We start from the raw sequence: 21,837 nt of genomic DNA, 5'->3' as shown, positions 1-21,837 counted from the left end.
GCAGGTAATCCTCCCGCAAATTAACGGGCTTCAAAAGTAGAATTTTCTCGGGCTTTACCGCATCTATCGTGAGCTGGAGTTGAACCTCAGGATCAAGCCACGCAAGCGTTTGAAGCGGGACAAGCCCGACGCTCTGACTGTGCCGGATGCGCCGAACCTGGTCTGGTCCATGGATTTCATGGCGGATCGTTTGGAGGATGGTAGGCAATTCCGACTGTTGAATGTCTTGGACGACTTCAACCGCGAGGGGTTGGGCATCGAGGTGGACTTTTCGCTGCCTGCTGAACGCGTGATCCGCAGCCTGAACCAGATCATCGAATGGCGCGGCAAACCGTTCGCCATTCGTGTGGATAACGGACCCGAGTATGTCAGTGGCAAACTGATGGAGTGGGCAGCAACGCAAGGAATTGCCTTGAGCCACATCCAGCCCGGAAAGCCGCAGCAGAATGCCTATGTCGAGCGCTACAACCGCACCGTCCGGCATGAATGGCTCGACCAATACATCATCGAAAGCATCGAGGAGGCGCAGGAATTCGCCACGCAGTGGCTATGGACCTACAACAATGAACGGCCCAATATGGGGATCGGCGGCATCACACCCGCCCAGAAACTGAAAATGGCCGCGTGAATTCTACTGCCGCGCCCCGTTAAGAACGGGGGGATTACCGAGGATATTAACGATGTATCTGGAACTTCACGCTGACGCCGCAAACCGAGCCAGTTTTCCAGATTGTCAGATCAGCTCTTTCGTTGCGAGCGAGAGACAAATCAGCTTCCGTAGCGACGGTATTTTTGTAGAAGGAATCGGCTTCATTGGCCCCGACGTAGATGTGCGGTGTTCAATCTCCGGCCCCGTTCAGTTGCGAGAGTATGCTGACGGAGCGTGGGGCGATATTGAGCTAGATACTTTGGTGGGGTTGCGTGAGATATGCGAATGGAATGTCAATAACGGAAACCTTACATTCGCAGGTTTCGAGGCCGTTTCAGGTCTCTGGGCGGAATATAGAGTTTCCAGTTTTTCTATGGATGTGAGTGTGTCATACGAATAGCAAGCGCCAAAAAGAGTGTGGAGTAAGCCGGCCAGTGTGTCCATCGCTGCCTTCAGCCATTGGGAAACTCCGCGAGAGTCAGGTTCACGGACGCTTGGTATAAACTGTTGATGCATAAGCTTTTTTCTCATATGGACAGCGCCGCGAGTTTTGCCCTCTCAACCACTAAATCGGTGAGCCGGTTGAGTGTTGTAATATTGTTAGATGCCGCAGAAGCACTCGTGGCAAGGCGCTCGGAAAATTCTCTGACGCCGTCGCAAAGCTCCTTCACACGGCGGCGTATCAGAGGCACACCAACACCAGCATCCTTAGAAAATGCCTGCCATCCATCAACATCCATCTCAGCGAGGGTGGCGCGTTTGCCGATCCGCATAGCCATTTTCGGTGAAAGATCTGGATAGGTCACCGTGGAAAGTAGGTCGTACAACGGAGCCATTCTCGGCCCCTGGTCGTCATATAGAATTGAGAAGTTCTTTCCGTGGGCGTCTGCGTTTCCGACAATGAGGTTGAAAATCACAGCATCCAGGAGCTTAGCGATGTCCGTGCTCGGCCGCTGTGAGACCCGACGCAACAGCTCGAAGCAGTCCTTGAAGGTAGGCCCGCCCTCGCTGGCATACTTCGTTTCGGGTGGCACACCAAGTGCCTGGCAGAAATCCTCCTGGTGGATGCGACGAACCAGACCTTCGGCATCGCGATAGCGATCATAACGCTCGACCAAAAGAAATGGGCGCCCATTCGCCGATCTGGGTTCGACAGGCGCAACATCAAGGCCGATCGCTGCTGCGAGGCTCATCACGAAGGCTTCATTCGCAGTTGTCCCTGGAAAGCGCGCGATTGGCGGTTTCAAAATATGCGTTGTTGCCTGCCCCGACACTGGAAGCGCTAGCTGGTCGTCTATCAGAATAAGTGGCACCTTGGATTGCGCGCCAGCTAGCGAAAGTCTGAGGCCTTGACCGGCCAATAACGGCCGTGTCGGAAGTGCGTCCAGTATCCGAACAATCCCGGCATCTTCCAGAAATGCCGGTTGGTGGCCCGTGATCGGCCCTGCTGCTGTTGGCTCCTCATCTTCCGGCAAAAGCTGGAGCGCGCCAGCGACGTCCCCGCCCAAGCGGTCGAGAAGTGCGAAGTCGTTCGCGGGTGAAACCCCCAATGCTTGTGCTGCAATGAGGCGCTGACTTTCTTCGGGCAATAGGCCGCCAAAGAATGGTCGGCATTCACGGCGGAAGAAACGCTCCCGGCGCTTTGGAAGAGAGTTTGAAAGCGGGAGCGCCTTTTCATCCTCAAGCCAAGCTTGGGTGTAGGCAAAGCCGATGTCGCCATGGCTATCTTGGGTGAATTGCCCGACGAAGCGACCATCCCACCACACATTCAGAGCTCTTACCGTCATTTTCGACGTTCCCCAGGGGCCAAGATGTCAATCGAACACCCGAGCGTTTGCAGAACCTGCAAAACCTTTCCGATCTGTGCTGTCGGTTTGCCAGCTTCGAGATTGACTATGAACCGGAGGCCGACGCCCGAAACGCCGGCAAGCTCGTCCTGCCGCAAGTTTTGCTCCTTGCGTGTGCTGCGGACCAAGGCGCCGATGTCGGCTGGACTTCTGACGTGTTTTGCCATTTTTATTTCCCGATCGGGAAAATAGCAGCATATCAGTCGGTTTGTCGAGAAAAATTTCCCGATCGGGATAATTAACGAAGCAAGGTGCCACTCGGAGGAAATATTTCCCGATCGGGAAAATAAGATTGCGCCGATGCGATGCTGGAAACTTCGGCAGTTTGGGAGTGCCGTTTACGCTAATTGGAAGCGGCAATGATCCCAATAAGGCGCCTTGTATACCAACTACAACGTAGAATTCCGGTCCAGCTCCCCCAGTGAGCCAGATGCCGGTGCGGGCTGGCGCTCGGGCGATTTTAGGACAGCCGTGGATCTGCTGTCATGCTCTTCCGGAAAGTCCAATAAAGTCGCCCTACGAAGACGAACCCCGGACAACCGATCTGAAGGGCGCTTTACAGTCTATGGCTGGGGCGATGACGGCGAGCTGATGCTCGTCATCGACGGTGCCCCGTCTGCCGATAGCGGAGATCATGTAATCGATGGCATCATGGTTCACGAAGTTCTGGCGTCGGATTTGGCCATGGGCGGAAAGGCAGCTGGGATAGTTGGCGGAGGTGCGGCGACGGCGTGGGTGCGTGGCGGCACCTACTTATTACAAGACATCGCAGGCACTGTGGTTAGGTCTGGGAGAACTATTGATTTTGTACGTCGTCAGGGGAGCGCCTACGCGATCCGCGCTTGGCAGAATTTCAATTCACGCCAATACATCATACTAATATATATTCTGAGCAGCGAGGTCTGGAGCAAATGCTTCGTGGCCTCCATAATCCGGCCCTGAATAAAATCAGTCCCATTAGTTCGCGAAATCCAAAGCTTCAGGCCTGCATGGACGCGGCCCAAAACTAGCTTCTTAAACACGGTGGACAATGATGCCCTCATACCCGGAAAGCTCCATATTCTTGGTTCCATTAAAAAAATGGAGGCTTCGCTAGAGGGCTGGTTGCGCGAACTGACCCCAGCGGCAAACTTTTGCTCGGATATTTCTTTGGCCCGCGCATCCCTGCGCAAACCGAGGCGGGCGTTGAAGGTCTTGAGCCGGGCAACGCCATTTTGTCGTTGCGATTTGGCGATCTCGGCTTGCACAAGGGACTGTGGCCTGTCGTAGGAAAACTACCTGATTGGAATCCCGCAGAGTGGCCAATGTTTGAGGCGGTCAGGCGTGATCCGTTGAAAAAAGCCAAGCCCAGATTGATACGCTATGATGACAATGATCCAAGTAAGATATTGAGCGAGCAGGTGATGGAGAGCGATAACGACCTTCCTTCTGACAGCGTAGCGGGCTATCGGTTTGTGGAAGCGAAGCGAAGCTAAGCGAAGTCTTGGTGGGAGATTGAATGGAACATGCCCTAATCGTTCATCTCCCGTTGATTGACGCTCCGTTCGGCTCAGGACGGGAGCGTGAGATCATTGCCGGTTTGGCTGATGAACTTCAGAACGCTATCGGCGAGAGTAGCTTGGGCGAATTTGATGGCGAAGAGTTCGGTGGCGGGCGGTGCGTCATATACATGTACGGTCCGGATGCGGACCTGCTGTTCGCTGTCGTTGAGCCGATCTGGAGGGCCGCACCTTTAGCGCGAGGTGGCCTAGCAATCAAGCGATATGGCAAAGCCGAGGAAGGCAGCGCGCTTGAGGTCAGAGCGTATCTTTGATTTTCGGCCTCATCTAGGAGCGTCTGATATATACGTTCTATCGGTTGATGCACTGCAGAGGGGCGATACAAGCTTCGGCTATTGCCGGATGACGATCCGTTACGAAACCAGGCGCAGCGATGACCATGAGCTTCGCGCGCGGATGAAGGCGCTGGCGCATGAATGCCGCCGCTTTGGTATCGCCATGCAAACCGGGACGTAGGCTGCCTGCGAGGCTGCCAACATGGTAAAACTCAATTCCTGTCGGACGTCTTGCCGTATGACAGGGGTCGCCTTGCTCCCTTCAGGTCGCCAGCCGTCATGACGCCCTCCGAAGGTCGGTTTGCCGGACGGCTTTTTCGGCGATGTGGTCCCGGCGATGGCAGAAGAATGCGATACAATCCAGCGCAATCGGGCTTGCCTCGTCTGGTGGCCAATAACCTGGCAAGGCATAACCCAGCTTGCCGGCTTTTACTGTTCGAAGCCCTAAGGCCTCGATTGAGAGACGACCGTGATGACGTAGCCAGATGCGCCATTGCTCGAGCTGATCCGCCTTCGTCTCGGCCACGAAAACGAGGGGGACGGCTCGCCGCGTCTCGACGCGCGGCGGCGCGTGCTCGCGCGGGTTAGGTTTATATATTTTTTCTTTCTCTGGGTTTGGTGGACATATCTGTCCCCCTTCGCCGGACAGATCTGACCGCCTTTCCGGACGATTTTGACCGCCTTTGTCAGGGTAAAGGGTGACAATTTTGTCCGTCTTTTCGCGGGCGTGCGATGCGCGTAAAATCGTAGCCGCAGAGGGACGATATTCTGTGTTGTGCCCGATGCCATTTCCGCGCCGGATCCCGAACCAGCCACTGGTCTCAAGCTCACGGATGGCGCGCTGAATGGTCTTGACGCTCTTGCCGGTCGCGTCGGCAATCGTTTGATAGGACGGCCACGCCTTCTCGGTGTGGCCGTTCAAATGTGTGGTAATGATGTAGAGCGCCACGGATCGCGCGCTGTCGCTCAAATCCTTGTCGCAGCTCAACTGCTGAAGCCATTGCAGCTTCACGTCCCGGAATGGCCGCGCCCCGCTCATGCGCGCCTCCCTGGTCGCAATACGACCGGCAAAGAAGCAGCGAAAAGGGACCGGATAGGTGGGACGGCGGCTTCGCTAAGCCATTGATTTTTATGAAGCGGTGTTTTTGTCCCACAGGGGGCTATGCGGCTGCTTTTCTCGGAATTCTGCAGGCCCTCCGGGCCCACCATTTTCATCAGCAGTGCATGAGGCTGGTGCGCTGCCTTAGGTGAAGCGCAGCGGGGCTCTGCTGCGGTCGTTGACCGCGTCGGTTGCCTTTTGCAGCATTTGCACGAACATGGTCCGTTCGCTCGCGTCCAGGCCTTGCAGGAGGAGATCCTGCAGCTCGTGCATGATCGGACGTACCTTCTCGATAATCGCCAGGCCTTCGGCCGTCAGAAACAGTTCGCGTGCCCGGCGGTCGGTGGGGCTCACCTCGCGCCGGACAAAGTTCTTCAGAACCAGCCGATCGATCACACCGCCGATGGTAACGCGATCATGGGCCAGATTGCTGGCGAGCGTGGCCTGGTCGAGGCCGGGCCGGTCGCCGATGGCGATCAGCGCGCCATATTGCACCGGCGTCAGATCATAGCCCCGGCTGGTGGTGTTTTCCATGAACAGGGAAACCGACGCCTGGTTCAGCCGCCTGATAAGATGGGCCGGCATCTCGTAAATATCCAGCATGCCGTTTTCTCCTTCTGACCGCACCGTGTTTGAACGGTGTGTCGATATACCCCTAAATATTAACTGGAAATGATCAGGGGGAGGCTGCTTTTTGCACTGCATGGGTTGTGAAGCAAGCATTTTCAGCCTCGCGCGACCTTGACCTCGCCGTCTAAGGGCGGCCGTTGGGCGGCGCCGGATGCGGTGCAAAACACAGCGTGGAAGGGGATGGGCCTGTGCCTCTCCGGGCTGCTGGCGTTCCCGTTTGCGCATCGCGGTGAAGAGGGGCGCGTCCCTCACCCTGCCGCGAGTATCCCGGATGGCACGCTCGGGGCGGCATTTGTCACATAACCTAGGTCCCTGAAATCCTGAAAGAATTGCCGAGATCACGATACGCCCCGGCGGCCGCCAAAAAAAACCTGGTGTCGGTCGCCGGCCGATGAACCTTATTTCTGCTTTCCCGCACTTACCGTCATGCAGAGGCGATCCCCTGCGGTCGCGGTCCTCGGACCGGCGGCCTGCAGCCGGGCAGGCCTCATCCGAAGCGGGGACCCAAATTCATGCGATTTCTCTCAGGGCTGCTGATCGCCATCTCGATCGCCGCGGCTCCCATCATCTGGCACTATTCCGAGCGGCATTTTGCACCCCCGGAGCCGCTGCCGGTCTTCGACCCGAGCCCGTTGGAGGCCGATATCGCGGCCCTGCGCGACGAAGTCGAGCAGCTGCGGGTGCGGATCGACGGCGTCGATGCCCGCACCTCGCTCGGCCTTGCCGGGGCTGCCCGCGAGGCCCTGCCGGACGAGGCTGCAGCGCCCGAGTCCGACTCGCTGAAGGGTTCCTTTGCCCAGGTGGTGCTGATTGCCGACCGGCGATCGGCCAATGAGGGGCTGACCGTGTCCACGCCGTCCTTCCTGAGGGAGCTGATCGGTCTGCCGCGCGACGACCTCAGCGACGATTGCCAGTCGGCCACCAACCCGAAGCTGCAGGCGCTGCTGAAGACCGAAAATGTCGGCCCGATCGATGCCCGCATGCTGAGCCCCGCGCTGATCTCGCTACGGCAGATCTTTGCCAATGTGCAGGTCTTCGAGCCGGAACTCTATGCCCGCATCAAGAGCGCCGGTTCGCTCTGCGTCAGGCGCATCCGCGGCTCCGACAGTTCCGCTTCCGCCCATGCCTATGGCCTGGCGGTCGACATCAACATCGACGGTGTTCTCGATACGTTGGGCGACAACAAGACCCAGCTCGGACTGATCCTGCTCGCGGACTTCTTCAAGAAGGAGGGCTGGATCTGGGGTGCCGGCTTCAGCCGCGAGGATTCCATGCATTTCGAGGTCAGCCGCGAAAAGCTCGAGCAATGGCGACGTCTCGGTGAGATCTGAGCGCAGCTTCCCCTGATGTCATCGCCGACGCCGGCAACGGGGGGCGCGCCGGCAGGGCCCGGTCTCGCGCCGCTGATCTTGCTGATGTTTCTCCGTCAATTTTATGGACCGGCCCGCCTCGGCGATCCGGTCCATCTTCATGTCGGCTGACGGCTTCTTCCCGTCAATTGCAGTTGCAGATGCTGCACACGTCGAAAGGCTCCATGTCGACCGCTATCTGCATCGAGCCATAAAGCGCCATCACGACATTGAGGAAAGGGGCGATGGCCAGTTTTGGCGGCGAGAAGGTGCTGGCCGCGAAGGCGCTGCTCATCGTGCCGGCAACGCTCTCACCCAACTTGATATCCTCCAGCGGCGGCAGAAGGTCGAGCTTGGCCTTCAGCGCCAGGGCCTGAAGCGGGATCGGGATCGGAAATGTGGACCAGACGCGCATCATCATGCGGATGCGGTCGAGGGTGGTCGGCGACACGCCGTCGGCAAAGGTCTGATGAATGGTCGCGAGCGATTCCAGAACGAGGGCCAGCTTCATCAGCACCGGTATCGGAATGAACAGGCTGGGTGGCGTCAGTTGGGCAAGCCCGTCCAGCCGGTTTTTCAGCGCCGCCACCGAGGTGGGGTCGCCGAGCGGCGGAATGTCCAGGATCGTGTTCAACGCCAGAAGATTCGGCAGCTTTGCGAGCAGCTGGGCCATTTTGAGTTTCGGCAGGGGCAGCTTGAGGTCGAAGCTGTTGATCGTCGGGGCAGGGGGACTGGCGGTAACCAGGAACGGGTCGATGCCGAGTGCCTCCAGATCCAGCAGCAGCCGTGCTATGACGGCGAAATTGATCAGTGGCTGGATCTTCAAATCCAGCAGATCCCTGAATCTCGGCCAGAGAATGGTCTGGATACTTGCGGCCGCCTGCTGCATTTCGAACTCGAGCTGCGGCAGATTGTCGAGGGCGAAGCTGCCCGCCGCCAGATTGAGGGTCATCCCGATTTGCGCCAGCGCGCCGCCGGCGAAATCGAGGTTGGGCAATACGGTCGGGTTGAAACCGGCATCGATCCGCATGTCGAGCCGGCTGTCGGGATCAAGCGCCGGGATGGCCGCTGCAAGCAACAGTTGTGGCGGAGGAGGCGGCGCCACCATGAAGGCGCGGCTGAAGCGGGCATTCGCGACATCGGCGGGAACGGTACAGAAGCAGGGCATGGATCACACGTCCACGACAATGACGGAAATATTGTCCGAGGCTTCACCCGCAAGGGCTACCTGCAACAGGTCATCGGCCACGGTCTCGATCGGGCGCTCGCTCAGCAGCCGATGGAGCACGTCGGCGCCGGCATATCGCGACAGGCCGTCGGAGCAGAGCAGGAAGCGGTCACCCGGCTGGATCGTGCCACGGCGCTTGTCGATCTCGAGGTCGTCGCCGACGCCGACGGCACGGGTGATCTCGTTGGCGCGCGGATGGGTCTCTGCCTCTTCCCAGCTGATATAGCCCTGCTCGACGAGTTCGCCGACCACCGAATGGTCGGTGCTGATCATCTCGATTGCCCCGTCCCGCAAGCGGTAGAGACGGCTGTCGCCCGCCCACAGGCACATGAAATGTTCGTCCGCGAGGACCAGCAGCACGACGGTGGCGCCGATCATGCCGGCGCCCCGCCGGGCGGTTTCGGTGGCGATCTGCAGATGCGCCGCCTGCAGGGCGTTGCGGGCTTCGTGCATCACTTCCGCGGGCTGGAGGTCGGGCGACAGCCTGGCCAGGGCATCGACCACCGCCTGGCTGGCGTAGTCCCCGCCGGCATGTCCGCCCATGCCGTCGGATACGGCCCAGAGGTCGAGTTCGGGACGCACAAGGATCGAATCCTCGTTCATCTTGCGGACCAGGCCGACATGGGTGCAGGCGCTGTGGCGCTTGCGGGCAGTGATGGACGATGGGGTCATCTCTTTACTCTCGATTTTCCTGGGCGTCGGGGCTCCAGAGAGCGGCGTTTGCGTCGAAAAGGGTGCGCGCACCCTCGGATCCACTGGGCATTTGCGGGGTCAGCAGCACGCGGTTGACGCCGTCGAGGGCGGCGACCCAGAGGGTTGCCGGCGCCGCGGCGGCCAGTCCTGCCAGCGCCTGTGCCGGTGTGCCCTCGCCGACCAGGGCCGTCGCCGTGCCCATCCGGGTCATATGCGGCTGGGTGGGGAGGAGCGGCGGCGCGATCTTTGCCAGCGCCCCTTCCAGAAGTGAAAGCGGCGCATCGTCCTCCAGCATTGCCAGCGCCGCTTCCTCGAGTGCGGCAAAGGATGGCTCGACGGCCTGGTAGGCGATCCAGGCAGGCGCATCGACCTCGATCGCGATGCAGAGCGGAAACTGACGGCCGACACGGTCGACGCTCGGCATCATGATGCCGACGGCGGTCCGCGGGCCGCATGTGCCGGCCGAGAGCGCGAAGCGCCAGATCGGCGCTGTCAGGTAACAGTCCCGCCAGCGCTCGCCCTCCGCCTTGCGCCCTGCGACCAGCAGCTCCTGCAGCCACGTGTCCCACGCCCCGATGAAGTGGGGCGAGAGACCCTGGCGGACGAAGTCGCCGACACAGGGCACCTTGCCGTACCAGCCATAGGCGAGGCCGGGTGCCATCATAGCGAACTCGGGCACGAGAAGCTGCCGAGCGCCGAAGCGGTGAACGGGTTCAACGCGGAGCCGGCACGCAGCTGGAAGATGGCGATCCGTCCGCCGAGGTTGAAGATCACCCGGTTGCGGTCCGAGACATTGGTGCGGCGCAGTTCGGCCGTGTCGAGCAGCCGGAACCAGCCCCATGGACCGTCCTTCTGGATGCTGTTCTCGACATCGCCGCGCGGCGGAGAGAAGGCAACCCGCGTGCGCCCGCCCGCCTGGCCAGGCCAGGTCAGCGGCGTGACCTCGGGTGGTCCATGGGCGTAGGTGACGGGCTGGCCCTCGATATCAACGGTCACCTGTTCGACCGAGGGATCGAGTGCCACCGGTGTCACGTCGAAGGTGACCGAGGGCAGGCCGGGCCCGAGAAAGAAGCTGTCGCGGATCTGCGAGGCTTTCTGGAACTGACCGATGACGGCGTCGGATATGCCGATATCGACCCCGTTCACCCGCTTCAGCCGCCATGGATTGGAGGTGGTATCGACGAAGGGGGCGAGGTTCTCGTTGAAGAACTTGTCGATCAGCCCGCTCGGCGCGAAGAGCTTGCCGAAATCCTGCAGCGCGACATCGGACTTGGCCTGACGGCTGAACGGATAGCGACCGTCGATCGCCTGCTTGCAGAAGGGCAGGACCTGCGCCTGCCACTTCGCGTTGAGATCGGCCCGGGCGCCGCCGACGGCAGCCCCCGACGAGCCGGCGACGACCTGCGTCGTCCAGCGCTGCAGCGGGTTGGGCAGCCGCGCGATGCGGGCTTCCAGTTCGCCGACGGCATTGGCCTTCTGTCCGACAATGCCGGCACCGGAGTTCTGGCCGAGCGAGAGGCGGTTGAGTTCGTCGAAGACGTCACCCATGCGCTGGATGAGCTCGTCGAGCCCCGACTGCGCGCCATCGGCCGCATCGGCGAGCTGTTGCAAGGCGGCGAAGCGGTCCTCGACGAACTGGCCGGGGGCGGTCTTGGGCGCACCACCGGCGACATTGGCACCGGAGAAGGCGGAACCCAGCGCCTCGGCGATGGCCCGGCCGTCGGCGTCCAATCGGTCAGTCACCTCATCCTTGGCGAAGTCGGTGGCGGCCGAGGCGGCGCTTCCGGCGACGGCCTTTGCCTGCGGCAATACGGTCAGCTTGGTCTCCGTGGAGACCGCCTTCACGATGTTGCGGATCGGCGAGGTCGGGCCGGATAGGATGTTGATGACCTGGCTTGCCTGGCCCAGGCTCTCCATCGGGATGATGTCGATATCGGCCAGAAGCTGGTCATAGTGGTTGACATAGTCGTTCTCGTAGAGCGCCAGCACGTCCCGGCCGAGCCGGTCGAGTGTTGCCGGCGTCACCTCTTCGGCCCGCGGACCGAGCACCAGGTTTTCCTCCTTGACGCGGTCGGCGACCGTGGCGAGCTGCGGCAGGAAGTAGCTGTGGAAGCCCTTGTAGGTGTAGACGCCTTCGACGCCGGCGCTGAGCGGCTTGCCCGAGGGACGCAGCAGCACGCGCGAGGCGGCGGGACCGCCGGCTTCGGTCACCCGGAATTCGGGCAGGGCGCGGGCCGCCGGCGCCTTGACGATGCTTTGGTAGACCCGTTCGGCAAGCGGCGTTTCGGCCAGCAGCGCCTGGATCTGATCGACCAGCGGGCCGTTCAGCGTGACCCGCCGCATCGGCTGGTTCAGCATTTCGTCGAGATGGCCGAGAAGGTCACTCTGCAACTGGTCCTGACCGGGGAAGGTGAGGGCCCAGTCGACCTGCGCCCATTGCTTGACAGCGGTGGCATCCATCGGTGCCTCCAGGCCGAGCATCAGATAGACCTTGAGAGCCTCGAACAGGAAATCGGGGTTGTTGATATTGGCCTGCATCTGCTCTTCGATGCGAAACAGCATGCGCGGCAGCAGCATGGTGTTGAGCGCGCCGCGATAGGCCTGTGCGGACTCGGTTCCCACGGCATCGCCCTGGTAGAGGCCGAAGGTCAGCTCGACCGGCGGCTCTGGGTCGCTGGCGGCCGGGTTGCCGGGCAGGTCGCGCAGGAGGTTGAGAGCCGGCACGATCGGCGGGAGATTGGCGTCGGCGATCGGGCTGCGCGGGATGTCGTTGGAGACTGTCTTGAACGAGCCGACCTGCGCGCTCGCATTGGAGATGAGGTCGACATTGCCGAGGAAACTGGTCGTCCAGATCGTTGTTGCCGCAGCAAGGCTCAGCACGCCGCAGGCGACCGCACCCCATTTGATCCAGCGATAGCGTTGCTCGACGGCATCGTCGGCCGAGACAAGGCCGGCTTCCGGGAAAATCACGCCGTTCAGCAGGCGGGTCAGGAAGTAGCTGCGTCCCTGGCCGCGGCCGGTGCCGATCGCCTGACGGCCGATGCCGAAGGTGCGGGCCATACCCATCATCAGACGGTCGATCGGGGTGCCTTCCTGAGTGCCGGAGGTGAGGTAGACGCCGCGCAGGAACTGGCTGTCCTCGTAGCGGTTGTCATGGAAGATGTCGCCAAGGAAGCTTTCGGCGACGCCGCGCAGCGAGGCGATCTGCGCGGGGAAACCGGCAATCAGGCTGCGGCGCTGGTAGTCGATCTCGGCCTGCATCCGTTCCAGGCTGCGGTTGGAGAGCTGGGCCAGCAGGGCGTCGAATTCCGCGTTGAAGGCGGCGAGCGGGTTGGCGTCGCGGGAACCCTTCTCGTAAGGCAGGGTGAAGCCCCAGACCTGCTCGCGCTCCTCGGCGCCCAGATTGTCGTAGAATTCCTGGAAGCCGGCGATCAGGTCGGCCTTGGTGAAGAGCACATAGACCGGAAACCGGACACCGAGCCGCTCGCGCAGTTCCTGCAGACGGGTGCGGATGGAGCGGGCATGCGCACGGCGGGTCTGCTCGTCCAGCAGCGACAGGTCCGACAGGCTGATGGCCACCATGGCCCCGTTGACCGGCTGCCGGCGGCGATGCTTCTTCAGCATGTCGAGGAAGCCGGTCCAGGCCTTGGCATCCGCCGTACTGTTGCTGTCCTGGGTCGTGTAGCGGCCGGCGGTATCCAGCAGCACGGCCTCGTTGGTAAACCACCAGTCGCAGTTGCGCGTGCCGCCGACGCCGCCGACGGCGGTCTTGCCCATGTGCTCTGCCAGCGGAAACTGCAGGCCGGAATTGACGATCGCCGTCGTCTTGCCGGATCCCGGCGGTCCGATGATGATGTACCAGGGCAGCTGGTAGAGATAGCGGGAGCCGAAACGGCCGCCGAGCTTGGACTTGCGCAGGAAGGCCAGCGCCTCGGTCATCCGCTTGCGGATTTCGCCGAGTTCGGCTTCCACCGCCTCATCGCCGGTATTGGTGCTGGCGGTGTTCGCCGCCGTGATCGCCTCGGTCATCTGCTTGTCGCGCGAACGGCGGCGCAGCAGCATGACCAGAATGGCGATAGTCGTCAGCGCGGCGATCGCGGCGATGGCGATCAGCCGGTGGCTTTCGCGGTCGAAGGGACGCACATTGCCGATCGCCAGCAGCGGACCGAGAAGCCAGAGCGCTACCGCCAGCATCAGGCTGAACAGGATCAGCACCCCTATGGGGTTCAAGATACGGTTTCGAATGGTGCGGATCATGGCTCAGCCTGCCTTCACTAGAATGACTTCGATGCGGCGGTTCTTGGCGCGCCCCTCGGGCGTGTCGTTGGAGGCGATCGGTTCCTTGTCGGCCCGGCCCTCTGCGGTGATGCGGCTCTTGTCGCTGAGCGAGGCGGAGATGCGGTCCATCACGGATTTCGCCCGGGCCAGCGACAGTGCCAGGTTGGACGGGAAGCGCGCTGTCTGGATCGGGATATTGTCCGAGTGACCGGCAACGATGATGCGCCCGTCCTCGTTGTCGAGCGCCTTGGCAACCCGATCCATGATGTCCTCGAAGCGCGGCTCGAGCTGGTCCGAGGCAGACGGGAACATGCTGTTTCCGGCGATCCGGATGGTCAGCGTGTTGCCAAGGCTGTCGACCGTCACAAGGCCCTCGTCGATCTCCGGCTGGAGGAAGGCGGAGACCGTCTCGACGGTAGACACCTGTTTTGGCGCCGGCGGTGCGGGCGGCGGCGGCGGCGCGGGCCGTGCCAGCTCGATCGGGCCGTTGACGTCGAGCGCCGCGATCTGGCCGCTCAGGCGTTTGGTATCGCCACTGAGGGCAAAGGAGAAGCCGAAGAACAGCAGGCAGATGCCGGCCAGCGCCACGCCGGCAATGATCCATACCGGCGTCCAGACCGACAGCAGCTTGTAGGCGATGCCCGAACCCTTCCAGTGCGGCGAAAGACTGGGATCGACATTGCCGCGATGGGTACGGATCAGGCGGGCCAGGCCGTCCCGGATTTCCAAATGTTTCTCGGATCCGCGCGGCGCCACGCGCAGGCGTCCCTCGAAGCCGAGGCTGAGGCAGACATAGAGGAATTCCAGCAAGTCGAGATTTTGCGACGGCGCCTTTTCAAGCCCGGAAAGCAGATCGAAGAAGCGGTCGCCGCCAAGGGTCTCCTTGTGGAGGGTGCCGACCATGCTGCGCTGCGTCCAGATGCTCTGGCCGCCCCAGGGCGTGTTGAGCACCACATCGTCGATGGTGGCGCAGATCGCATAGCGGGCAGCCCGCACGGTTTGTACCGGAATGCCGGCCTGCTGGGCCGCGTCGCCGAAGGCACGGATCTCGGCGACCACGCTTTCGCGCAGGGCCGCCGGGTCGGAATGCTGTGCCCGGTTGCGAATGCGCGCCACCAGGGAAAACAGCGTCGAAGCGCAGGCATTGAGCGGGTTCATGCCGGTCGCCGCCGAGCCGACCGCCACCACCGGTGCGGCGGCAGCCTGCGCAGCTGCCGATGACGGCGGGGAGGCGGCGGCCTGCGGCTGCATACCAGCTTGCGGCGGTGTCGGCGTTGGGGCCGTGGGACGGCGGCCCGCCGGATTCGGCCGTATGACCGTCTTGTCCGTATCGAACGGTTCGGCAAAGGGATCGTCGCGGTTCATCTGTCGCTCCTAAGCGGGGCCGGGCTCAGCGAATGGCCCAGAGTTCCAGTTCGAGATCAGGGAAATCGCCAGAGACATGCACGGCGAGGCCCCCGGAGGTCGTCATCTGCTTCCAGTACGGACTGGCGCGGTCCAGTTCGAAATAGACGACGCCGGAATGGTAGGGGATCTGCCGCGGCGCCACGGGAAGCGGGCGAAGGGCAATGCCTGGCAGGGCCGAATTGACGAGCTGGCGGATTTCCTCCACCGGGCCGAGCTTGGCCTGGGTCGGAAAGTGACGGCGCACGCTTTCCGGCGGCACGCTGGCCTTGGCGGCCAGCACGAAGGTCGCCGATGTCAGCAGCCGTTTGTCGGTGACCATCGCAACCGACACGCCGTATTTGCGCTGCTCGATCGGGATCGAGACGGCATTCTGCTCCAGCACGGCACTCAGATGCTGGCGCAGGGCGCGAAACACCGGCTGGAAGACATTTGTCAGGTCGTCATGCCGATAGGCCGGGAATTGCGGCGACAATTTTTCCGGCGTCATGAAGGTTGCAAGCTCGCCGGCGAGGCTGACGAGCAGCTGGTAGATGATATGCGGGTGGGCATTCTCGACGGCCAGCAGATGGCGCACCGTCGGCAGCGCCCGGTTGACCGAAATCAGCAGCAGGAAGTCGGAGATTTCCGCCACGCCCTTGGCCGCGCCATTCTGGTTGAGCCGGCCGGCAAGCGCTTCGGCGCGGTGGCTCAGGAGGCCTTCGAGTTCGCGCAGGAAACCGTGTAGCGGCGGTGCAGCGCGGGCATCGGTGCAGGCCGGAATGAAGGCACGGTCGAGCACGATCTCGCGGTCCTGGCGCACTTCGATGATGCGGGCGATTGGAATGACGAGCTGATCGGAGAGGTCGTCGAGATCGAGCGCGAATTGCAGCCGGAGCTTGCCGATCGCCATGCGCACGGCGCGGCCGTCGCGACCCATGGTATCGGTCACTTCGATCTCGGCAGGCCGGAACCGCGCGGCAGACTGCGGTGCGCCGGACATGTCGATCTCGGCCGCGCCCTGGCGACGGATCGGGATCGCCAGGTAGACGACGGTGTTCTTGACGCTTGCAGGCGCGTCCAGCGCGGCAGGGTGATCCTCGGTAAGGGGAATGCGGAAGGTCGCGCCGTCCGGGGTGATCCCGGTGCAGGACTTCACCGCGATCTTGCCGAGTTTGAGGAGTTCGTCGTCGAGCGTCAGCTCGCGAACGCCCCAGGCATAGGGCGCGACACTGGAGGCCACGCCGGCCACCAGCGCCTCGACATAACGATCATGTTGCTGGAGGTGGTGGGGTTGAAGAAACAACCCCTCCTGCCAGACGACCTTGTTTTCCCAGGACACGCTCACATCACTCCTTTTGCCGCACTGCAGTTCATCGGATCGAGACCGACTTGCCCGACACGACCACGCGCACGGTGTTGGCGGTATTGGGCGCCAGCTGGCGGACATCGAGGAACTTGGCGCTGTCGATATCGCGGAAGGCGGCGACGACGCCGATCGCACCCGGTGCTGTCGGGAAGTTGCGGCTGTCGGTCACGGTGCGGCCGGGCGAAAGCTGGAATTCGTCGACGGCGATCAGGTCCGGACCGAGCGTCGCTTCCGGCGTGTTGAAGACCTGGAAGAAGTCCGAGGAGCGGAAGGTGCCGGTGGAGGCAAGGTAGTAGACCTTGATCTTGGCCGGCGCGCCGCCGTTCATGTTGGCGGTACCGGCGATGTCCAGCTTGACGGAGGTCGGGGCAGGGCCCGAAGCCGCGCAACCGGTCAGTGTCAGGGCGCCCAGGGCGGCGAGCATTGCAAGTTTGAAACGCATGGTGTTGTCCTTTCAGAGCTTTTGCAGTTGTTCTTCGTAGGCCCGGGCGAATTCGCGGCCGAAATTCGACTGGAAGTCGTCTTCGGTCTCCTTCGCGATCTGGGCGTACATCTTCTCGTAGGCTTCCCAGTAGCGGGCCTTCTTGCCGCCCAGCAGGCCGCCGAGCGTCGAGCCGGATTCGATCCGGGCCGACAGCTGGTCCGGACCGAGCCGCTTGAGCAGGTTCTTCAGCGCCGCTTCCATGCCGGTCATCATCGCGACCTCGTGCGCGCGGATGTCGGTGAGCGCCTGGGCGGCTGCAGTTTCCGCGTCGAGATAGCCGCGCACGGAGGGCCGGATCATTGCCTCGATCGCCTGTTCCGGGCTGATCGAGAACTTCAGCGGATTGTTGCCGCCGCTGGTGATCATCGTGCGGTTCATCCGCATCTCGCTCTTGATCGAGGCACGGGTCATCAGGATCTCGCGCATGCCGGTGATCATGGCGGCGAAGACACGCCCCATGCGTGCCATGGTCTCCTCCAACTCGGCGGCCGGGACGTCCAGATGGCCGACACCGGCCGCAGCGAAGAAGGCGCGGGCGGCAGCGTCCAGCTGACCGCCCGGCGCAGCGGCAGAGGGCACAGGTGCCACCGGCTGGACCGGAGCAGGGGGCTGTGGGGCAGCTATGATCGGCGCCGGCGCGGGCCGCGCGGGCGCCAAATCCTCGGCCGGTTCCAGCGGATCCAGAGGTTCCAGCGGCTCGAACGGTGCGGGCTGCGCCGGCTGAGGCTGCGGGGCGGCGGCGACAGGCGGAGCCGGGGTGGCGGCAACGGGCTCGGTCGGCATCGGCACGGGATCCGGCGTGGTCGGCTTGAACAGGTCGTCCCAGTCGTCCGGGATTGCCGAGGACTGCACCGAGGGTGCCGAGAAATGATCCTGTGCCGTCGGCGTATGGTCGGAGACGCTGGCGCCGCCGGACGACGCAAGCGGCATGTCGTCGAAGTCGAGGCCGGGTGCCAGCGGCTCTCCTGCAAAGGGATCGGGGGCAAAGGGATCGGCGGCAAAGGCATCGGCGGCGAAGGGATCACCTGCCGAAGGGGCCGCGGCCAGCGGGTCGCCTGCCAGCGGATCTGCGGGAATGCCGGGATTGTTCCAGAGCGCCTGTTCGGTCTGCTGCGTCGAGGCGCCGGGCAGTTCACCGAGGAAATCATCCCAGGGTTCGCCCGGGCCGCTGAGCGGATCGCTGAGCTCCGCCGGGTCGAGCCCGGTCAGCGGACGATCCGGCGAGGCCAGGGTATCTGCAGCCGGCGGCAGCGGTTGGGCGACGCGTGGGTCTGGCGCGCCGGTGTCGATCTCGACGACCAGTTCGAAGGAACCGAGCTGGATCACGTCACCATGATTGAGCGGCGTCGGAATGTTGCCGAGGCGCTCGGCGCCGTAGTTGAGAAACGTGCCGTTGGTGGAAACGTCGACGATGACATAGTCGCCATTGCGTTCCTCGAACACGCAATGGCGCTTGGAAAGCTGGCGGTCCGGGTCGGGCAAAGCGAGATCGTTTTCTTCGCCACGCCCGACCGTCAGGGCACCGTTGACCATCGGAATGACCGTGCGCCCGCCGGGGAGGGTGCCGGAATTCACCATGCGCAAGACAAGGGACATCGCGTTTATCCTCCTACCAGAACCGTGACGCAGCCCATCACGATGGCGCCGCCATGCGAGCAGGTGTCGCCAAGGCGTGCCTGGGGTTTCTTGCCGGTCAGTACTTTGGTCGATCCCTTGGCGATCATGTCCGGGGGCCCGATGCAGGCCGTCATGGCGGTGGCCGCCGCCGCCGGCATCTTGCCGATCAGCACGGTCGGGCAGGGCATCACGATGGGACCGCCGATATGCGGGATGACGCCGGTGATCATCGGGCAGACATGGTTGTCGGCAACACGTGCAGCGGGCAGGGTCATGATCTCGCCTCTTGATCGGAAACAGGAATGGACTGTGAAACAGGGGGGGCGACGTTTCCGCTGCCGCCGCGGGCGATATCGAGCGCCCGGGCCAGAAGCAGAGGGCCACGCGCCGCCACCAGGTCGGAGTCGTGATAGAGCGAGATCAGCGCCATGCCGAACACGGCTCCGCCGACGGCACCGGGAGGCGCATCGTAATCTTCCAGCAAGCCGGGGCCGAGCGTGCCGGCGGCGCAGGAGGCCGCCATGGCGCAGAGCACCGTCTCGTCTTCGTTCTTTGCCTTGTCCAACGCCTCGCGGGCCAGCGTGCGGGTCTCGTTGCCGGGCCTGTGCACCCAGGCCTCTGCAGCCCGCAGCGGCGGCGGCACCGGTGCCCCGTCCGCCAGGATGTCGCGGGCCGAGAGGCAGGCCCACCAAGTCGCTTCGCGCGCCGGCAGCGCATGGGCAAGAAGCTGCAGCATGTCGAGCAGGGCGCCCTTGGCGTCCAGTTCGGTCAGTACTTCGGCCACCGAGGCGCTGGCCGGCGCATCCAGCGGTGTCTGCAGCACGGCATTGCCGGCAGCCAGAAGCCGGACCGTCGGGATGGCCGACAGTTTCCGGAGGTCCGAATATCGGTTGCTCAGGGTCATCGCGGCGCTCCTCAGTTGATCATCGTGAGGGCGCCCTTGGCGATCAGCATGCCCGAGGACGTCAACTGGGTCATACCGCCGCCTTCGAGCTTCAGCATGCCGGCGCCCTTCAGCGAGGCCTGGCCCATGGCTTCCATCTTCAACTGGCCGCCGGCGGTCAGGTTGGCGCCGGCGGAAGCCGCGATGTCGATCTGGGCGGAGGAAATGGTGATCTTGGCCGGCGTCATTTCGATCTTCGAGCCTCCGCAGGTGAGGACGATCCTGGTTCCGGCGGAAATCTCCAGCGCGGCGCCGACATCGATCTTGTAGTCCTTGGCGATGTCGTCGGATTTTCCGGCCTTGACCGACACCTTCTGATCGGCGTCGACGACCAGCAGATCCGAGGCGCCGATGCTCGTGTCACGCGACTTGGCGATCGACAGCTTCTCTTCGCCCTTGGCGACGGTAAAGCTGTGATTGCCCTCCCGGATCGTCTCTGTCTTGTCGCCGTGGATGGTCTGGGTGAAGGTGCCGCCCGACTTGTGCTCGAGGCCGATCGTTACCTCGGCATTGTTCTTGATGATCTGGGTGAAGTCGCGCTCGGACTGCAGGCGGACGAATTCGCCGCCCTTCTTGTCCTCGAACACCAACTCGTTGAAGCCGCCGCCACCCTTGGAACTGTGGGTCTTCAAGCCGCTTTGGGTCTGGTTGCCGGGAAGCCCATAGGGGACCTGTGTCTCGCCGTTATAGACCATGCCGGTGATGATCGGCCGATCCGGGTCGCCGTCCTCGAACTGGACCACGACTTCCTGGCCGATGCGCGGCACGCCCATCATGCCCCAGCCCTTGCCGCTCCAGGGCACGGAAGTGCGGATCCAGCACGAGGAGGTATCGTCGCGGCGGCCGACGCGGTCCCAGTGAAACTGCACCTTCACGCGGCCATACTGGTCGGTCCAAATCTCCTCGCCCGCCTTGCCGACGACCACGGCTGTCTGGACGCCCGGCATCGCCGGACGCGGGGTTATCTGTGGCGCGCGAAAGGCAGCGTCGATCGGCTGGGTCTCGAAAATGCAGCGATAGGTGTCGACGCTGTTGCTGCGGTCGAAAGAAAGCGTCGGGCCAAGTATGGCCTCGACGATTTCGCGCTCGTCGATATCGGCATCGATATGCAGCTGGTGGCGGGCCGAGATGATCAGATATTCCGCGTTCTCGGTCTTTCGCGGATGCTTCTTCATCTTGAACTTGGAGCCGACCGCCATCTGCCGCACATTGGCAACGCCCTGGGAGCGCTGGGCCTGGGCGGCAAATCCCTCGACTTTCACGCGGGCATGGTGTTCGCCCTCGCGGGTGTCTGCGTGACGGCCTGGATATTCGTAGACCTCGTAGGACTTGTAGGCATGCTTGCCCTTGGGCAGCGTCTTGACCGATTTGAGGTCGGATTTCGGCTTCTTGAAATCATAGTCCTGCAGGGTGACCTTGCCGGTCTGGATGCTTTCGCTGCCGCGCCATTCGAAGATGTGGTCTTCGGCTCGGCGAAAATCGGGTTCGCGAAAGAAGAAGTCGATCTCCTTGGCATCCTCGATGTCCTTGTGGGCGCTGGCATCGTCGGCGAGGATCAGCGTTTCCTTGGTCTTCTCGTCGCTGTGGTAATAATAGATGCCTTCCTCTTCCATCAGGCGGGAGATGAAGGCGAAATCGCTTTCGTGGAATTGAACGCAGTAGGTGCGTTTGGGATAGCTGCGCTTGGTGGCGTCCCTGAAGTCGGAGAAGCCGTGCTGGCTGAAGATCTCCTTCATCACGTCGATCACCGACTTGTCCTGGAAGATGCGGCAATTGGTCGTGCGGGTCAGGAACCAGAGCCAGGGCCTGACGCTGGCACGGAAATAGCCACGGCCGGCATGGCAGCCCAGATATTCGGCGGCGACGCAATGGCCCTGAAAATAGCGGATCTTGTCCTTCGGCGCGTCGATTTCCAGGCGAAGGCGTTCGCCCACGATCTTCTCGAGGTCCAGGTCGATGTCAGGCGACATGAATTCGATGGTGGTTTCGGTGATCCGGCTGAGACCCTCTTCGATCTGGGCACGCATCAGGAAGCCCTTCAGCTTGTTGGGCAGTTCCAGCCGGACCTGGCGGCCCTCGAGTACGCTATCGTTTGCCATAGGCAATCCTTTCCATCCGAACGCGCTCAGTCGTCATCGGCGAATTCGACCAGGACCAGTTCGTCATGGCGCTTCAGTCGATCGATGATGGCCGGGTGGACGCCCCATAATGCGCCTTGGGTCTGGCCCTCGGGCAGAACGGCGTTGAGTTCGGCAACGGTCGCGAACTCCAGGCACCGAACCGGCTTCGGGTAGGGCGCCTGGGCAGACAGCATCGCTGTCAGGTAAGGTTCGCCGTCGAGCAGCCAGTAGGACGAGTCCACCCGTGCCAGCAGGATTGCATCTTCCTGGGTCTCATCTTCCATGCTCATCCGGGGCTCCATCTGTTCGTCTTT

The 21,837-nt window shown here is 62.6% G+C and carries 19 protein-coding genes and 2 pseudogenes; 5 read left to right on the top strand and 16 right to left on the bottom strand.

All coding sequences use genetic code 11. The features are described from left to right. Positions 1 to 40 precede the first annotated feature (40 nt). A pseudogene (locus J2Z17_RS19615) lies at positions 41 to 628 on the top strand (IS3 family transposase); the annotation flags it as partial. Positions 629 to 680: 52 nt separating this feature from the next. Then, positions 681 to 1,049 carry a hypothetical protein gene (locus tag J2Z17_RS19610; RefSeq protein WP_209947356.1) on the top strand — a complete coding sequence of 123 codons (369 nt, stop codon included), beginning with the start codon at positions 681 to 683 and terminating at the stop codon, positions 1,047 to 1,049. A gap of 127 nt (positions 1,050 to 1,176) precedes the next feature. Here J2Z17_RS19610 and J2Z17_RS19605 read toward each other — a convergent pair whose 3' ends face one another. After that, positions 1,177 to 2,436, bottom strand: coding sequence for a type II toxin-antitoxin system HipA family toxin (locus J2Z17_RS19605; protein ID WP_209947355.1), 1,260 nt, complete (start codon positions 2,434 to 2,436; stop codon positions 1,177 to 1,179). Further along, positions 2,433 to 2,663 carry a type II toxin-antitoxin system Y4mF family antitoxin gene (locus J2Z17_RS19600; protein ID WP_209947353.1) on the bottom strand — a complete coding sequence of 77 codons (231 nt, stop codon included), beginning with the start codon at positions 2,661 to 2,663 and terminating at the stop codon, positions 2,433 to 2,435. Before J2Z17_RS19600 ends, J2Z17_RS19605 begins: the two co-directional genes overlap by 4 nt. Positions 2,664 to 3,584: 921 nt before the next feature. On the opposite strand from J2Z17_RS19600, the pseudogene J2Z17_RS19595 reads away from it, so the two are divergent. Continuing rightward, positions 3,585 to 3,971: pseudogene (locus J2Z17_RS19595) on the top strand (Imm26 family immunity protein); the annotation flags it as partial. A gap of 23 nt (positions 3,972 to 3,994) precedes the next feature. After that, a complete protein-coding gene (locus tag J2Z17_RS19590) occupies positions 3,995 to 4,309 on the top strand; it encodes a hypothetical protein (protein ID WP_209947349.1) in 315 nt (104 codons plus the stop codon). Between the two features lie 298 nt (positions 4,310 to 4,607). Here J2Z17_RS19590 and J2Z17_RS19585 read toward each other — a convergent pair whose 3' ends face one another. Then, positions 4,608 to 5,369, bottom strand: a complete 762-nt coding sequence (locus tag J2Z17_RS19585) for a helix-turn-helix domain-containing protein (RefSeq protein WP_209947347.1) — start codon at positions 5,367 to 5,369, stop codon at positions 4,608 to 4,610. Between the two features lie 204 nt (positions 5,370 to 5,573). Beyond that, positions 5,574 to 6,032, bottom strand: coding sequence for a MarR family winged helix-turn-helix transcriptional regulator (locus tag J2Z17_RS19580; RefSeq protein ID WP_209947345.1), 459 nt, complete (start codon positions 6,030 to 6,032; stop codon positions 5,574 to 5,576). Between the two features lie 539 nt (positions 6,033 to 6,571). On the opposite strand from J2Z17_RS19580, the gene J2Z17_RS19575 reads away from it, so the two are divergent. Further along, a complete protein-coding gene (locus tag J2Z17_RS19575; protein WP_209947343.1) occupies positions 6,572 to 7,390 on the top strand; it encodes a M15 family metallopeptidase in 819 nt (272 codons plus the stop codon). 163 nt (positions 7,391 to 7,553) lie between these two features. Here the strand turns inward: J2Z17_RS19575 and J2Z17_RS19570 are convergent, their stop codons facing one another. From J2Z17_RS19570 to J2Z17_RS19515, 12 genes are read right to left on the bottom strand one after another with little or no spacing between them, the layout of a single operon-like run. Further along, the gene (locus J2Z17_RS19570; RefSeq protein WP_209947340.1) at positions 7,554 to 8,576 is read right to left on the bottom strand and encodes a hypothetical protein; all 1,023 of its coding nucleotides are present in this window, start codon (positions 8,574 to 8,576) and stop codon (positions 7,554 to 7,556) included. A 3-nt stretch (positions 8,577 to 8,579) separates the two neighbouring features. Continuing rightward, positions 8,580 to 9,308 carry a PP2C family protein-serine/threonine phosphatase gene (locus J2Z17_RS19565; RefSeq protein ID WP_209947338.1) on the bottom strand — a complete coding sequence of 243 codons (729 nt, stop codon included), beginning with the start codon at positions 9,306 to 9,308 and terminating at the stop codon, positions 8,580 to 8,582. A gap of 4 nt (positions 9,309 to 9,312) precedes the next feature. After that, the gene (tagF, locus tag J2Z17_RS19560; RefSeq protein WP_209947336.1) at positions 9,313 to 10,008 is read right to left on the bottom strand and encodes a type VI secretion system-associated protein TagF; all 696 of its coding nucleotides are present in this window, start codon (positions 10,006 to 10,008) and stop codon (positions 9,313 to 9,315) included. Further along, positions 9,990 to 13,586, bottom strand: a complete 3,597-nt coding sequence (gene tssM / locus J2Z17_RS19555; RefSeq protein ID WP_209947334.1) for a type VI secretion system membrane subunit TssM — start codon at positions 13,584 to 13,586, stop codon at positions 9,990 to 9,992. The genes tagF and tssM overlap by 19 nt, the downstream gene beginning before the upstream one ends. Positions 13,587 to 13,589: 3 nt before the next feature. Then, positions 13,590 to 14,972 (bottom strand): type VI secretion system protein TssL, long form, encoded by a 1,383-nt coding sequence (gene tssL / locus J2Z17_RS19550; protein WP_209947331.1) that lies wholly within the window; start codon positions 14,970 to 14,972, stop codon positions 13,590 to 13,592. Positions 14,973 to 14,997: 25 nt separating this feature from the next. After that, on the bottom strand, positions 14,998 to 16,332 hold the full coding sequence (gene tssK, locus J2Z17_RS19545; RefSeq protein WP_209947329.1) for a type VI secretion system baseplate subunit TssK: 1,335 nt from the start codon (positions 16,330 to 16,332) through the stop codon (positions 14,998 to 15,000). Positions 16,333 to 16,363: 31 nt separating this feature from the next. Continuing rightward, positions 16,364 to 16,801, bottom strand: coding sequence for a type VI secretion system lipoprotein TssJ (gene tssJ / locus J2Z17_RS19540; RefSeq protein WP_209947327.1), 438 nt, complete (start codon positions 16,799 to 16,801; stop codon positions 16,364 to 16,366). Between the two features lie 12 nt (positions 16,802 to 16,813). Beyond that, the gene (gene tagH / locus J2Z17_RS19535) at positions 16,814 to 18,439 is read right to left on the bottom strand and encodes a type VI secretion system-associated FHA domain protein TagH (RefSeq protein WP_209947325.1); all 1,626 of its coding nucleotides are present in this window, start codon (positions 18,437 to 18,439) and stop codon (positions 16,814 to 16,816) included. A gap of 5 nt (positions 18,440 to 18,444) precedes the next feature. Next, entirely contained in the window at positions 18,445 to 18,735 is a 291-nt protein-coding gene (locus J2Z17_RS19530; RefSeq protein ID WP_209947324.1) for a PAAR domain-containing protein, read from the bottom strand. Then, positions 18,732 to 19,364, bottom strand: a complete 633-nt coding sequence (locus J2Z17_RS19525; RefSeq protein WP_209947323.1) for a DUF6931 family protein — start codon at positions 19,362 to 19,364, stop codon at positions 18,732 to 18,734. Before J2Z17_RS19525 ends, J2Z17_RS19530 begins: the two co-directional genes overlap by 4 nt. Before the next feature lie 11 nt (positions 19,365 to 19,375). Then, positions 19,376 to 21,502: a type VI secretion system Vgr family protein gene (locus J2Z17_RS19520; RefSeq protein ID WP_209947322.1), complete on the bottom strand. Its 2,127-nt coding sequence runs from the start codon at positions 21,500 to 21,502 to the stop codon at positions 19,376 to 19,378. Between the two features lie 26 nt (positions 21,503 to 21,528). After that, positions 21,529 to 21,813 (bottom strand): hypothetical protein, encoded by a 285-nt coding sequence (locus J2Z17_RS19515; RefSeq protein ID WP_209947321.1) that lies wholly within the window; start codon positions 21,811 to 21,813, stop codon positions 21,529 to 21,531. Positions 21,814 to 21,837: the final 24 nt, after the last annotated feature.

Source organism: Heterorhizobium halophytocola, from assembly GCF_017873095.1.
Lineage (GTDB): Bacteria > Pseudomonadota > Alphaproteobacteria > Rhizobiales > Rhizobiaceae > Allorhizobium > Allorhizobium halophytocola.
The sequence above is the reverse complement of the archived record's forward strand: the minus strand, read 5'-3'. Positions and strand labels throughout refer to the sequence as shown.